General features: G+C 70.1%; 10 protein-coding genes and 2 pseudogenes. 9 read left to right on the top strand and 3 right to left on the bottom strand.

The window, feature by feature from the left end:
- From AB0A61_RS01195 to metG (AB0A61_RS01185), 3 genes are all read left to right on the top strand, one after another.
- Positions 1-1,521: VWA domain-containing protein (locus AB0A61_RS01195; RefSeq protein WP_361284137.1), on the top strand; the 1,521-nt coding region annotated here is incomplete at its 5' end.
- A 168-nt stretch (positions 1,522-1,689) separates the two neighbouring features.
- Positions 1,690-3,405, top strand: coding sequence for a methionine--tRNA ligase (metG, locus tag AB0A61_RS01190; protein ID WP_361284134.1), 1,716 nt, complete (start codon positions 1,690-1,692; stop codon positions 3,403-3,405).
- Complete coding sequence (gene metG / locus AB0A61_RS01185; protein WP_361284131.1) at positions 3,402-5,000, top strand: methionine--tRNA ligase; 1,599 nt, start codon at positions 3,402-3,404, stop codon at positions 4,998-5,000. Before metG (AB0A61_RS01190) ends, metG (AB0A61_RS01185) begins: the two co-directional genes overlap by 4 nt.
- Positions 5,001-5,170: 170 nt before the next feature.
- On the opposite strand, the pseudogene AB0A61_RS01180 reads toward metG (AB0A61_RS01185), so the two are convergent.
- Both AB0A61_RS01180 and AB0A61_RS01175 read right to left on the bottom strand, forming a co-directional pair.
- Positions 5,171-5,371, bottom strand: a pseudogene (locus AB0A61_RS01180) (DUF397 domain-containing protein); the annotation flags it as partial.
- Entirely contained in the window at positions 5,368-6,243 is an 876-nt protein-coding gene (locus tag AB0A61_RS01175) for a helix-turn-helix transcriptional regulator (protein ID WP_361284128.1), read from the bottom strand. The gene AB0A61_RS01175 and the pseudogene AB0A61_RS01180, both read right to left, overlap by 4 nt.
- Before the next feature lie 161 nt (positions 6,244-6,404).
- Between AB0A61_RS01175 and AB0A61_RS01170 the strand changes: the two genes are divergently transcribed.
- From AB0A61_RS01170 to AB0A61_RS01150, 5 genes and pseudogenes are all read left to right on the top strand, one after another.
- Positions 6,405-6,836, top strand: coding sequence for an ATP-binding protein (locus AB0A61_RS01170; RefSeq protein ID WP_361284125.1), 432 nt, complete (start codon positions 6,405-6,407; stop codon positions 6,834-6,836).
- 312 nt (positions 6,837-7,148) lie between these two features.
- On the top strand, positions 7,149-8,096 hold the full coding sequence (locus AB0A61_RS01165; protein WP_361284122.1) for a helix-turn-helix domain-containing protein: 948 nt from the start codon (positions 7,149-7,151) through the stop codon (positions 8,094-8,096).
- 66 nt (positions 8,097-8,162) lie between these two features.
- Entirely contained in the window at positions 8,163-8,747 is a 585-nt protein-coding gene (locus tag AB0A61_RS01160; RefSeq protein WP_361284119.1) for a hypothetical protein, read from the top strand.
- Entirely contained in the window at positions 8,744-9,673 is a 930-nt protein-coding gene (locus AB0A61_RS01155) for a hypothetical protein (RefSeq protein ID WP_361284117.1), read from the top strand. Before AB0A61_RS01160 ends, AB0A61_RS01155 begins: the two co-directional genes overlap by 4 nt.
- Before the next feature lie 166 nt (positions 9,674-9,839).
- Positions 9,840-10,076, top strand: a pseudogene (locus AB0A61_RS01150) (hypothetical protein); the annotation flags it as partial.
- Between the two features lie 183 nt (positions 10,077-10,259).
- Here AB0A61_RS01150 and aspS read toward each other — a convergent pair.
- Positions 10,260-12,023 (bottom strand): aspartate--tRNA ligase, encoded by a 1,764-nt coding sequence (gene aspS, locus AB0A61_RS01145; RefSeq protein ID WP_361284114.1) that lies wholly within the window; start codon positions 12,021-12,023, stop codon positions 10,260-10,262.
- A 197-nt stretch (positions 12,024-12,220) separates the two neighbouring features.
- Between aspS and AB0A61_RS01140 the strand changes: the two genes are divergently transcribed.
- A complete protein-coding gene (locus AB0A61_RS01140) occupies positions 12,221-14,392 on the top strand; it encodes a SpoIIE family protein phosphatase (RefSeq protein ID WP_361284111.1) in 2,172 nt (723 codons plus the stop codon).
- Positions 14,393-14,396 lie beyond the last annotated feature (4 nt).

Raw genomic sequence — 14,396 nt, 5'->3', positions numbered from 1 at the left:
GAGCCGACCGCCGAGACTCCGGCCACTGAAGAGCCGCCCGCGCAGGAGCCGACCGCCGAGACTCCGGCCACTGAAGAGCCGCCCGCGCAGGAGCCGACCGCCGAGACTCCGGCCACTGAAGAGCCGCCCGCGCAGGAGCCGGAGGCCGAGACTCCGGCCGCCGAGGAGCTGACTTCGGAGGATTCGACCGCCGAGACGCGGGCGACGGAGAAGCCGGAGCCCGAGACGCCGACGGCGACGGAGTCGGCCCCCGAAACTCCGGCCGCCGAAGAGCCGGCCGCGGAGGAACCGGCCGCCGAGGAGCCGACGACGGACACACCCGCCTCCGAGGCGCCGATCGCCGAGCCCGCGCCGGAGCCGGCCGCCGAAGAGCCGGCCGCGGAGAAGCCGGAGCCCGAGACTCCGGCCGCCGAGGAACCGACCGCGGAGAAGCCGGAGCCCGAGACTCCCGCCGCGGAGAAGCCGGAGCCCGAGACTCCCGCCGCCGAGGAGCCGACCGCCGAGACGCGGGCGACGGAGAAGCCGGAGCCCGAGACGCCGACGGCGACGGAGTCGGCCCCCGAGACTCCGTCGACGACGGACACACCCGCCTCCGAGGAGCCGACCCCCGAACCCGCACCGGAGTCGGTCGCCGGGACTCCGGCGGAGCCCGTGGCAGCCAAGGTGGACGACCCGCAAGCCGCCGACGGCGAGGGCGCCCCACAGGGGCCACCCGCACCGGACAACGAGAGCCGCACGGGTGGTGCGGGTGGGAACGAACCGGCCGACGGCGAAGCCGAGGCCGACCCCGAAGCAACCCCGGGCAAGCCCGCCACCCCCGCACCGCTCCCCCAGCCCCCGGCCGACGGCGAAGCCGAGCCCGCCAACCCCCTCACCCGAGTGAAGTCCCGCGCCCCCGGCCTCACCACCGCCTACAAGGCCGCCGCGACCGCCCTCAAGAACAACGACCTCACCGGCACCCGCGCCAAGGTCTACCTCGTCCTGGACCGCTCCGCCTCCATGCGCCCGTACTACAAGGACGGCTCCGCCCAGGCCCTCGGCGAGCAGACCCTCGCCCTAGCCGCCCACCTCGACCCCGAGGCCACCGTCCACGTCGTGTTCTTCTCCACCGAGCTGGACGGCACCGGCGAGCTCACCCTCGGCGACCACGAGAACAAGATCGACGACCTGCACGCCTCCCTCGCCCGCATGGGCCGCACGAGCTACCACGCAGCCGTCGAAGCCGTACTCGCCCACCACGAGAAGTCGGCCGGTGCCGCCACCCCCGCCCTGGTGATCTTCCAGACGGACGGCGCCCCCGACGCCAAGACCCCCGCCACCCAGTCCCTCACCGACGCGGCGAAGAACCACCCCACCGTCTTCTTCTCCTTCGTCGCCTTCGGCGAGCACGACAACAAGGCCTTCGACTACCTCCGCAAACTGAAGACCGGCAACACGTCCTTCTTCCACGCGGGCCCGACCCCGCGCGAGCTCACCGACCAGGAGCTCTACGAGGGCCTCCTCGCGTCCTGGCGCCCGTAACCGACCGGAACCGCCGCACGACACAGTGCGCCGCCCGCTTCCCAGCCCGTAAAACGGGCAGCGGGCGGCGCACCCATGTCGGCTACGATTTCAAGGTTCGTAGACGAACCGGACGGCCAGGGAATCCGCCGACCGTCACCCCACGTAGCGACTTGGGAGCAGCCCGCGATGGCTCGACACCTCATCACCAGCGCCCTTCCGTACATCAACGGAATCAAGCACCTGGGCAACATGGTGGGGTCCATGCTCCCGGCCGACGCGTACGCCCGCTACATGCGCCGGCGCGGCCACGACGTCCTCTACATCTGCGCGACCGACGAGCACGGCACCCCCGCCGAGCTGGCCGCGAAGGAGCAGGGCCTGCCGGTGGACGAGTTCTGCGCGCAGGCGCACGACGCGCAGAAGGCGGTCTACGACGGCTTCGCACTGGCGTTCGACTACTTCGGCCGGAGCTCCTCTCCCGAGAACGTGGAGATCACGCAGCACTTCGCCCGCAGGCTGAACGAGAACGGCTTCATCGAAGAACGCGCCATCCGCCAGGTGTACAGCCCCGCCGACGGCCGCTTCCTCCCGGACCGCTATGTCGAGGGCACCTGCCCCCACTGCGGCTACGACAAGGCCCGCGGCGACCAGTGCGAGAACTGCACCCGCGTCCTGGACCCGACGGACCTGCTCAACCCGCGCTCGGCGATCTCGGGCTCCACGGACCTGGAGGTCCGTGAGACCAAGCACCTCTTCCTCCTGCAGTCCAAGCTGCAGCACGAGGTCGAGGAATGGGTCTCCCGCCACGAGAACGACTGGCCGCAGCTGGCGGCGTCGATCGCCCGCAAGTGGCTGAACGAGGGCCTGCACGACCGCGCGATCACCCGTGACCTCGACTGGGGCGTCCCGGTCCCGGCCGACACCTGGCCGGAGCTGGCCGCCGAGGGCAAGGTCTTCTACGTCTGGTTCGACGCACCCATCGAGTACATCGGCGCGACGAAGGAGTGGTCGGACCAGGACCCGGAGAACCGGGACTGGAAGTCCTGGTGGTACGACGTCGACACCGACGTCCGCTACACCGAGTTCATGGCGAAGGACAACGTCCCCTTCCACACCGTCATGTTCCCGGCGACGGAACTCGGCGTGCGCGAGCCGTGGAAGAAGGTCGACTACGTCAAGGCCTTCAACTGGCTGACGTACTACGGCGGAAAGTTCTCCACGTCCCAGAAGCGCGGAGTCTTCACCGACCAGGCCCTGGAGATCCTGCCCGCCGACTACTGGCGCTACTTCCTGATCGCCAACGCCCCCGAGTCGGACGACTCGTCCTTCACCTGGGAGCACTTCACGGCGACGGTCAACAAGGACCTCGCCGACACCCTCGGCAACTTCGTCAACCGCGTCCTGTCCTTCTCCAGGAAGCGCTTCGGCGACGAGGTCCCGGCGGGCGGCGAGCCCGGCGAGGCGGAGCACAGGCTGGGCGAGGAGATCGCCCGTCTCCTCGCCGAGTACGAGGAGCACATGGAGACCCTCCAGTTCCGCAAGGCCGCCGCGTCCCTCCGGGCCCTGTGGTCCGCGGGCAACTCCTACCTGGAGGAGAAGGCTCCCTGGCTGGAGATCAAGACCGACAAGGACGGCGCGGCCCTGACGCTCCGTACCGCGATGAACCTGATCCACCTGTACGCGGTGGTCTCCGAGCCGCTCATCCCGACCACCGCGAGGACGATGCGCGAGGCCTTCGCCCTCCGGGACGACGTGGCGGCATGGGTGGCCCCCGACGAGGCGAGGTCCCTGGCCGCGGTCCCCGCCGGCACGCCGTTCACGGTCCCGCCGGTCCTGTTCGCCAAGCTCACGGACGAGGACCTGCAGGCGTACAAGGAGCGCTTCGGCGGCGAGGGGGCGTGAACGTGACGTCCTCGGCCTACTACGTCTCCACCCCCATCTACTACGTCAACGACGCTCCCCACCTGGGGCATGCCTACACGACCGTCGCGGGCGACGTGCTCACGCGCTGGCACCGTCAGCGCGGCGAGCAGGTCTGGTACCTGACCGGCACGGACGAGCACGGTCAGAAGATCATGCGCACGGCCGAGGCCAACGGGGTCACCCCCCAGGAATGGGCCGACAAGCTCGTCACCGAGTCCTGGCGCCCCCTGTGGGAGCACCTCGACATCGCCAACGACGACTTCATCCGCACGACGCAGAAGCGGCACACCGACCGCGTGCAGGAGTTCGTCCAGGACCTGCACGACAAGGGCGAGATCTACCGGGGCGGCTACGAGGGCCCGTACTGCGTCGGCTGCGAGGAGTACAAGCTCCCGGGTGAACTGCTGGACGGCGAGGGCGAATTCGCGGGCCAGAAGCTCTGCCCCATCCACCGGAAGCCGGTGGAGATCCTCAGCGAGGAGAACTACTTCTTCAGGCTGAGCGACTACGGCGACCGGCTCCTCGCCCACTACGAGGCCAACCCGGGCTTCATCCAGCCCGAGTCGGCGCGCAACGAGGTCGTGAACTTCGTCCGCCAGGGCCTGCAGGACCTGTCGATCTCCCGCTCGACCTTCGACTGGGGCATTCCGATCCCGTGGGATCCCAAGCACGTGATCTACGTGTGGGTGGACGCGCTGCTGAACTACGCCACGGCGGTCGGCTACAACGAGAACCAGGAGAAGTTCGAGACCACCTTCCCCGCCGACGTCCACCTGGTCGGCAAGGACATCCTCCGCTTCCACGCGGTGATCTGGCCGGCCATGCTGATGGCACAGGGCCTGCCGCTGCCGGGCAGGATCGCCGCCAACGGCTGGCTGATGGTCGGCGGCGAGAAGATGTCGAAGTCGAACCTCACCGGCATCAAGCCCCAGGACCTGACGTCCCACTTCGGCGTCGACGCCTACCGCTGGTACTTCCTGCGGGCCATCGCCTTCGGCCAGGACGGGTCCTTCTCCTGGGAGGACTTCACCGCCCGCTACACGAGCGAGCTGGCGAACGACTACGGCAACCTGGCGTCCCGCGTCGCCGCGATGGTCGGCAAGTACTTCGGCGGCACGCTGCCCGAGGCCACGGCCGACGGCGAGGCCGAGAAGGCGGTCCACGAGGGTCTGGCCAAGGCGGTCGCCGAGGCCGACCGGCGGATCGGCGACGAGCTGGACTTCCAGGGCGGCATCCTCGCCGTCTTCGACCTCGTCAAGCAGGTCAACGGCTACATCACGGAGCAGGAGCCGTGGAAGGTGGCCAAGGACGAGTCCGAGGAGGGCCGCGCCCGCCTGGCCACCATCCTCTACACCGCCGCGGAGTCGCTCCGCGCGGTCGCCGTCCTCCTCAACCCGGTGATGCCGGACACCTCCCAGAAGCTGTGGGACTCCCTGGGCGCCGAGGCGTCCCTGGGAGCCCTTGCCGACCAGCGGGTCCAGGACGCGGGCGAGTGGGGCAGGCTGCCCGCGGGCTCCACGGTCACCAAGGGCGCGGTGCTCTTCCCCCGCCTGGAGGAGAAGCCCACCGCGTAGGAGTACCCCTTGCGCACAGAGGCCTGGAATGACTCGTTTCCGGGCCTCTTCGTCACGGCCCCAAGCGGTCCGGGCAGATCCGCCCGACCGGGGTGTCACCACCCCCTCCGCACCTAGACTTCTACGACCGCCGGAAAGGGGCTGTCCGTGAAAGCTGGGGGGACGAGCACCGAGGTGTAAGCCACAAAGTCCGCCCAGGCGCCAGGCGTGAGCGCCAGACGGGGACCGTCGACGTTCTTGGAGTCGCGAACGTGCACGGCGCCGGGGGTGAGGGCAAGCTCGACGCAGGAGTCACCTTCGTTGCCGTCGCTGTAGCTGCTCTTGAACCACGCCAGTTCGGAGGCGTCCCCGGCGGAAGCCTTGTGGATCATGTATCTCCCAGCAGTTGCTCGATGAAGGCCAGCGACTCCCGTGGCGGGAGAGCCTGCGCTCGGATGGTGCCATAGCGCAGTTCGAGGATGCGCAACTGCCTCGGGTCGGAGGTTGGTCGGCCATTGAAGGCGCCGTCGGCGCGTCCCATCGCCGTGCCGTCCTCGAACTTGAGCAGTTCGATCCTGCCGTCCGGGCCTGGATGGACCTCGCAATGCGTTGGCATCACCTGAAGGGTGACAGTCCGCAACCGTCCTACCTCCAGCAGATGTTCGAGCTGTTGTCGCCACACCATTGTGCCCCCGAGAGGACGGCGCAGCGTCGCTTCCTCCAGGACGAAGCTGAGTACGGGAGCCGGCTTCTTGTTGAAGATGGACTGCCTGGCCACACGAGCAGCCACCATTCGCTCCACCTCATCTTCGGAGTAGGGAGGCTGACGCGACTCGAACGCTGCCCTGGCATGCTCCGATGTCTGCAAGAGACCACTGATGCTGTGGCACACGTACAGCCCGATCTCCACGGCCCTCGCCTCGACCTGGGCCAGTTCCCGAACCTTCTTCGGGTACCGGACCTTGGCCACGTCCTCCTTCATCGCAGACAGCAACCCTCCTGCCCCCAACACCTCGTCCGCCCTGTCCAGGAACTCGGGCCGGGGAATCCGCTTCCCGCCCCCGACCTTGTAGACCAGGTCCTCCCCGTACCCGACCGCCGCCGCGAAGTCGGCGGCCCGCATCCCCACCGCCTCCCGCCGCAGCCTCAACTGCCGCCCCACCGTGGCGATGACGGCCAGACCCCACTCGTCGTCCGGGTCCACCTCCCACCCCGGCTCATCCGCCTCACTCCCGAGCCGCCGCACCTCTCCGTCGACCGACATCCCGCACCCTCCGTCGTACCGTCGCACCGCCGTGCCGCAACGCCAATACCAGTAACCCCAGTTCAGACAGCCCGGACAACAGCCGACAAGCCCCGGACAGTCACCCTACGTATCAGCGCTGTCACTGTTCACGGTAGGCGCGCACGGCCACGCTCGGTCACGTGAACAGCGAAAAGTCCACCCAACTTCTCTCGCCCGCCGACCACTTCACCGTTCTCCTGTCACCCACGCCTCGCGGCGCCCGCCTCGCCCGGCTCCTCGCCACGGACTGGATGCGTACCCGGGACCTGCCCCACCGCGTCACCGAGGCCGCCGAGCACCTCGTCGCCGAGCTCGCCGCGAACGCCGCCACCCACGGCCGGCTCCCCGGACGCGACTTCCGCCTCGCCCTCCTGGCCCGCCCCGTGACCCTCCGCATCGAGGTCACGGACACACGCGGTGACGACCTCCCGCGCCGCTACCCACCCGCCCCCGACGCCGAGTCCGGACGAGGCCTGCTCCTCGTCGAGGCCCTCGCCGACCGCTGGGGCGTGAAGCTCGGACCGGCCCCCCGCAAGACCGTATGGGCGGAACTCGACCTGCCGCGCGCCTGACCAGTGGATACGGCACACGCACCGGAGCACGACCGCGTGTGCTGCGGTGCCGTCGGCGGTCTTCCCCAAGGACCACGAGAGGGAAAGAAACCGCACCAAGCCCCACCCCTCCCGCCCACGGCACACGCTCACTCCCGCGAGTGAACATCACCAACTGAGCTGGATTTGCCACCGGTTGTCTGCCCTACGCTCAGCGCAACACCGAGCGGCAAGCCGCACGGCACGGCACAACCCCCAGACATGCAACGGCCCTCGCAGGGACTGGCATCCCACTGCGAGGGCCTGACCACCAAGGAAGACACAACCTTCCCGATGGATACCCAAAACACTAGCGTGCGCACCCGCGCCCAGTCCCGTAACGGCGGCAAAAACCACCCGCACCGGCGGACTCAGCGCCCGCACGCGAACGCGCACCCCGGCGGCGTCATCCACGACAACACCCGCCACACCACCCGATTCACGGTGATCGGCAACCACCTCGCCCAGCACCCCGAGCTGTCGGGGCTCGCCATCGGGCTGGCGGTGTACATCCAGTCGGTCCCCACCGGCGCCCCCGTCGACATCAAGACCCTCGCCGCCCGCTTCCCCGAGGGCACGACCCGGATCGCCGCCGCCCTGCGCGAGCTGGAGACCCACGGCTACCTGCGCCGCACCCGCGAACGCACCGCGAGCGGCCGGATCGTCACCCGCACCGTCTCCTGCAACCAACCGGGCCGGCAGCGCACCCGCGACCACGAGACACCCGAGGCGGCCCCGCCCAAACCCCCGGCCCGCCGCGCGGCCACCGCCCCGCAGCAGAAACCCGCACGTCCCCGCGCCCTACCCGACGTACCGAAGCCCGCGTACACCTCCCCCGCCCTCCTCCAAACAGCCACCGAAGTCCTCGCCGGCCTGCGCCGCACGAACCCGCGCCTGCTCCTCTCCGCCACCGACGCCGAACACCTCGCCCCCGGCGTCGCCGCTTGGCTGGAACGCGACCTCACCCCCACCGCCGTACGCCACGCCCTGACCAGCGACCTGCCACCGGAGCCCCTGCGCCGCCCGGCCGCCCTCCTGGCCCACCGCCTCACCGCTCAGCTCCCGCCCCTGCCGCCGTTCCGCGCCCCCGAACCACCCCCGCCCGTCCATCACCCCATGCGCAACTGCGACACCTGCGACCGCGGCTACCGAGGCCCCGACCCACGCAACTGCCAGGGATGCGCGCCAAGGAAGCAGCTACCCGAAAGCGCTGACGACCCCGAAGCCACTCCGGCAGGATGACCCGTACCTCCCCGGCCCCGACCGATGCGACGACGCTCCGACACCTGGCACCCGACAGGACCTCATATGCCGCCCACCTTCGCCGCCAACGGATTCCTCCCCCTGGGCCGGTACTCGGTCTCCTTCGACGAAGCAGAGTCCATGCTGGTCAGCGCGCGGGAGTTTCAGGACTCCGCGACCCGCACAGCACTGTGGGACGGCTTACTCAGCTATGTCGATCGTTTCCTCACACTGGAGGACATGTACGCAAGCGTCCTTGCCGGCCTTCCGCTGATCCACCGGATATGGCTCGGTGGCAGCTTCGTCAGCACGAAAACCGACCCTGGGAACATCGACGCGACGCTTCTGATCGACACCCGGGCCGAGCGTGCGGTACGCGGCAGACCCGGCTCCAAATGGCTGACCACCGCCTTCCAGAGTCGGGACAGAATGAGGGAGAAGTTCGGCGTCTCCCCGCTCCGCATCGGGTACCAGCCGGTGGCCCACATTTTCGAGCCGGAGCGCTTCACGCCTGAAGAGCGGACATACTTCACGCAGCGGGGTGTGTGGGACGACTGGTGGCAGCGCTGCAGGCTGCCCGGCCAGGCCGACCGCTCACCATCGGAGCAGAGTGCCGCCCCGGCGCGCGGATACCTGGAGGTGCGACTGTGAACGGCGACAGCTGGCGCGAGCGCAGGCGCGCGCTCCTGGGTGACGATCCGGGCGCGGCGGACCACGCGGCCCGGCTCCTGGACGAGCTGGGCACCGAAGACAGGGACGACGAAGAGATCGAGGCCGAGCACCGGGCCAGTCGTCTCGCCGCCGCACGCGAGTACGCGCCCGGCGCCCGACTCGACGAGGAGCTCCTGCTGCGCCTGACCGGTCCCGACACCGAGGCGGGAGCTCTGCGCTTTCAATGGGGGGACGCCCTCCTGCACCCGGTGGAGGCAGCGATCTCCGCTGCCGCGGGCACGCCCGTCCTTCTGGAACTCACCGGCGTCTCGGCGGGCAGCACTGTGGTGCACGCCCGGCCTGTCACCACCGGTGGCTCCCCGGAGCCGGACGCCATTGAGGCCCCCACCACCTCTGCTGCCGGCACGGGCATGCGCACGCTCACCGAGTTGCTGACCGCGCTGGAGTCGGAGGGCGATGTCCGCGAGTGGGCCCGGCTCTTCGACGCCGTGGAGTCGCTGTCCCGCGCCCTGGGTAGGTACAGCCTCGACCTGGGGATGACCTGGTACGCCGCCGACGGAGGCATGCGCCGCGCGCAGCTGACCGAACGAGGCAGGCACTACGTGGAACGGTTGCGGGAGACCCGGGACCGCGACCAGGAGATCACGATCTCCGGTCGCATCACCGAACTCCGCGAGAGCGGCTGGGTGAAGGTCAAGACGGGGACCGCCAAGAATGCGTATGCCTACGACGTCCGGTTCGAAGAGCCGGAAGAGTTGCTGCGCATGCGCCCGGGGCTCGGCGACAACGTCCATTTCCGCGTCCGCTTCCGCCAGCGGCTGGACTCTGTGGGCATCGCACGATCGACCGAGTACACCTACATCGGCCCGGCGGCCGAACAGACATCCCTTCCGCTCGATCGGTAGACGCGTCCCGCCCGCCCACAGTGTGTATACGAGCGCTTTCCGGAGGCCTGCCATGAGCCACCCACGCTGGGACATCACCGACGCCGACCGGGCACAGGTGGGATACCAGGAGGCCCGCCGCGCGTACCTATTCGACAGAGCCGTCCGTGACACCTGTGGAGAAAGACTGGTGGCCGTGGACCTCTCCTTCTACAAGTCAGATCTCTCCGAAGAGATCCGGGACGAGGGCCGGGCTCAGCGCGCCGCCGAAGACGTCCTGGACATCCTGGAAGTGCGCGGCATCGACGTCCCCGAAGCGGTCCGGGAACGCGTCACCGGCTGTGGCGATCCCGAGATCCTCCGCCACTGGCTGCGGCGGGCCGTCACGGCCCCGACGGCCGAAGACGTCTTTGCGGACGAGTAGCCCCAGTCCACGCCGGGCGCCGGAAGAATGTGACAGGAGGCCGGAACGGCGTTCGCCGTGAAGCCGTCACCGGACCGGCGGCCGCAATCACACCCGCGCCCGCCAAGGGACGAAAAAAGTGGCCCGGAACCGATGTCGGTTCCGGGCCACTGCCGGTGCCGGCTGCCGTTCCGGTGCCGCGGCCTACTTCGGCTGCGGCTTGCGGATCGACAGGTGCAGCTCGCGCAGGCGGGCCTCGTCGAGCTCGGTCGGCGCGCCCATCATCAGGTCCTGGGCGTTGCCGTTGAGCGGGAAGGCGATGGTCTCGCGGATGTTGGGCTCGTCGGCCAGCAGCATGACGATGCGGTCCACGCCCGGCGCGATGCCACCGTGCGGCGGGGCACCGAAGCGGAAGGCGCGGAGCATGCCCGCGAACTTCTCCTCGACCGTCTCCCGGTCGTAGCCCGCGATCTCGAAGGCCTTGAGCATGATCTCCGGCTCGTGGTTCCGGATGGCACCGGAGGACAGCTCGACGCCGTTGCAGACGATGTCGTACTGCCAGCCCAGGATGTCCAGCGGGTCCTGGGTCTGCAGGGCCTCCAGGCCACCCTGCGGCATGGAGAAGGGGTTGTGCGAGAAGTCGATCGCGCCGGTCTCCTCGTCCTTCTCGTACATCGGGAAGTCGACGATCCAGCAGAAGCGGAAGACGCCCTCCTCGAAGTGGCCGGCGCGCTTGGCGGCCTCGACGCGGACCGCGCCCATGATCTTCGAGACCTCGTCGAACTCGCCGGCCCCGAAGAACACCGCGTGTCCGGGGGCGAGCGAGAGCCGCTTGGTCAGTTCGGCGACGTTCTCCTCGGTCAGGAACTTGGCGATCGGGCCCGAGAGCGAGCCGTCCTCACCGACGCGGACCCAGGCCAGGCCCTTGGCGCCCTGCGCGACGGCGTAGTCGCCGAGCTGGTCGAAGAACTTGCGCGGCTGGTCCTGCACGGCCGGCACGGGCAGCGCGCGCACGTGCTTGCCGGCGAACGCCTTGAACTCCGAGCCCTCGAAGACGTCGGTGATGTCGACGAGCTCCAGCTTGGCGCGCAGGTCCGGCTTGTCCGAGCCGTACTTCAGCATCGCCTCGCGGAACGGGATCCGCGGGAAGGGAGAGGTCACGTGGCGGCCGTTGCCGAACTCCTCGAAGAGCTCCGTCATCAGCTGCTCGATCGGCTGGAAGACGTCCTCCTGCTCGACGAAGCTCATCTCGACGTCGAGCTGGTAGAACTCGCCCGGCGAGCGGTCTGCGCGCGCGTCCTCGTCGCGGAAGCAGGGCGCGATCTGGAAGTAGCGGTCGAAGCCGGAGATCATCAGCAGCTGCTTGAACTGCTGCGGGGCCTGCGGGAGCGCGTAGAACCGGCCCGGGTGCACTCGCGAGGGGACCACGTAGTCGCGGGCGCCCTCGGGAGAGGTGGCGCTGAGGATCGGCGTCGCCATCTCGTTGAAGCCCATCGCGGCCATCTTCTGACGGATCGACGAGATCACCGCCGTACGCAGCATGATGTTGCGGTGCATGCGCTCCCGGCGCAGGTCCAGGAAGCGGTACTCCAGGCGCCGCTCCTCGTTGACCCCGTCCTCGCTGTTGATCGTGAAGGGGAGCGGGGCGGCCTCGCCGAGCACCTCGACCTCGCCGACCTCGATCTCGATCTCGCCGGTGGGCAGCTCCGGGTTGATGTTCTCGGCGCCACGGGAGACGACCTTGCCGTCGACGCGGACCACCGTCTCCTTGGACAGCTTGTCCAGCGCCTCGTACGCGGGCGTGCCGGGGCGGGCGACGAGCTGCGTGATGCCGTAGTGGTCCCGCAGATCGATGAAGAGGATGCCGCCCAGGTCGCGCCGATTGTGCAGCCAGCCACTGAGCCGGACGTCGGTACCGACGTCAGAGGCGCGGAGCTCGCCGCAGGTGTGGGACCTGTACCGGTGCATCGTCGTTCATCGTCCTTCGGTTCGGGTGGTGCCGAGGTGGCTGCCCTCGGCACGATCGGGCACGGCCCGGACCTACCAAGGGTACCGGCCACCCCAAGATCGGCTCCCCACCATTACCGGCGGCCCGGAACGGCGGGGGCCCCTCACTGCCGCGTCATCGGTGGCAGCGGTCGATCCCCTGTTCTTACAGTGGGGCAATGCGCACTGGTGAGCCCCTGCCCGCCCTGGGGGACGTCCTCGCCGCCCTCGCGACCGGGCTGTGGCACTGGGACACCGCCACCGGGCTGGTCTCGGTCGACGCCGAGGCTGCACGGCTGCTCGGGCTGCCCGCGGCGCAGGCCTCCCTCACGGAGGCCCAGGTGCGCGCCCGCATCCACCCCGTCGACTGGAACGAGATCACGGGCGTCATCCAGCTGGCCGCCACCGAGGGCACCCTCGCCGAGGTACGGGTCCGGATCATGGACGAGCGGGGCCGGATCATCCGGGTCGTGCGCAGCCGCTCCAAGCCCTCCTTCGACCCCCGCAAGAAGGCGTACGAGCTGACCGGCACCCTTCAGGAGGTGACCGAGCCGACGCCGGGCTCGCCGGCCGGGCGCAGCGCGGTCACCGGCGACTGGCGGCGCTCCCGGGAGGCCTTCCTGCTGGACGCCGGCCGGGCGCTCGCCGAGGCGCGGTCCACGGCGGAGGTGCTGCGGGTCGCGGCGGGACTGTCGATGCCCGGCTTCTCGCCCGACGGGCTGGCCGTCTTCGGGGTGGAGGGCGACCGGCTGACGATCATCGGTCACCACGGGCAGAAACCCGGCGACGAGGGCCCGTTCGTGCACATGTCCCTGGAGACCGACTACCCGGCCGCCGAGGTGGTCCGCACCGGCCGTGCCGTCTACCTCTCCTCCCCGTCGGAGTACAAGGAGCGCTATCCGCTCACCTGGCCGCTCGCCGAGCGCTTCGGCCGCCAGTCCTGGGCGTTCCTGCCACTGACCGTCGCGGGGCGCACGATGGGTGCCTGGATGGCCGCCTTCGCCTACCCGGTGACCTTCGCCCCCGACGAGCGCTCCGTGCTGACCACGGTGGCCCGCATGCTCGCCCAGGCCCTGTCCCGAGCCGGGACCGCCGAGTCCGAGCGGGAGCTGAGCGAAGGGCTCCAGCGCTCGATGCTGCCGGTGCTGGGCCCCGAGATGCCCGGCATGGACGTCGCCGCCCGCTACGTCCCCACCGGCGGCGGTCTCCAGGTCGGCGGCGACTGGTACGACATGATCCCGCTGCCCGCGGGCGCCTCCCGGACCAGGGCGGGGGGAGGCCGTACCGCCCTGGTCATCGGCGACGTCCAGGGCCACGACGTGCGCGCCGCGGGTCTGATGGGCCAGCTGCGCATCGCCCTGCGCGCCTACGCGTCCGAGGGGCACCGCCCGGACGCGGTCCTCTCCCGCGCCTCCCGCTTCCTGCACGGCATCCTCGACCGGGGCGGCGAGGGCGCCGACAACGACAACGACGACGCCGCCGCCGACCCGCGCTTCGCCACCTGTCTCTACGTCGAGGTGGATCCGCGCAGCGGCGTACTGGAGATCGCCCGCGCCGGGCACCCCGACCCGGTGATCCTCATGGCGGACGGAACGGTCCTGATGCGGCCGACGGCGGGCGGGCTGCCGCTCGGCATCGACCCGGACGCCGACTACCCGACCACCCGGTTCACCCTGGAGCCCGGCGAGACCCTGCTGCTGTGCACCGACGGCCTGATCGAGACCGGCGGCCACGACCTGGACACCGGCTGGCGGCGTATCCGTACGATCCTGGAGCAGCACCAGGGCGAGACGGAGGAGCTGGCCGACGCGCTCGTCCAGGCCGTGCACGGGCCCTCCTCTCACCACACCACGGGCCCGTTGGCCGACCGCCGTGAGGACGACATCGCCGTGCTGCTGCTGCACCGGCGCGCCCTGGGCCGTGGCGAGTCCGAGGCCGACGGCGGGGAGGCCCGGCGCACCCTGCTGACCGTGGCGCAGGCCGAGCCCGAAAGGATCGCGGTGGCCCGGCAGCAGTTGCGGCAGCTGCTGCACGACTGGTACTCGCCCGACCAGGTGGACTCGGCGGTGCTGCTGCTGTCCGAGCTGCTCACCAACGTCCTCGTGCACACCGACGCGGAGGCGCTGCTCGTCGCGGAGGTCAGGGGCGAGGGGGACGAGCGGCGGATGCGGGTGGAGGTCACGGACAACTGCGACGATCTGCCGCACCGGCGGCGGCCGGGGGAGCTGGCGTCCTCCGGGCGCGGGCTGTTGCTGATCGAGCTGCTCGCCGACGCCTGGGGCGTCGATCCGCAGGGCCGCGGCAAGAGCATCTGGTTCGAGCTGTACGAACCGACTGCCGCGAGACGGTGACCGG

Source organism: Streptomyces sp. NPDC046197 (assembly GCF_040646295.1).
Lineage (GTDB): Bacteria > Actinomycetota > Actinomycetes > Streptomycetales > Streptomycetaceae > Streptomyces.
Note: the sequence above shows the minus strand (reverse complement) of the source record. Positions and strands in the feature narration are given on the sequence as shown.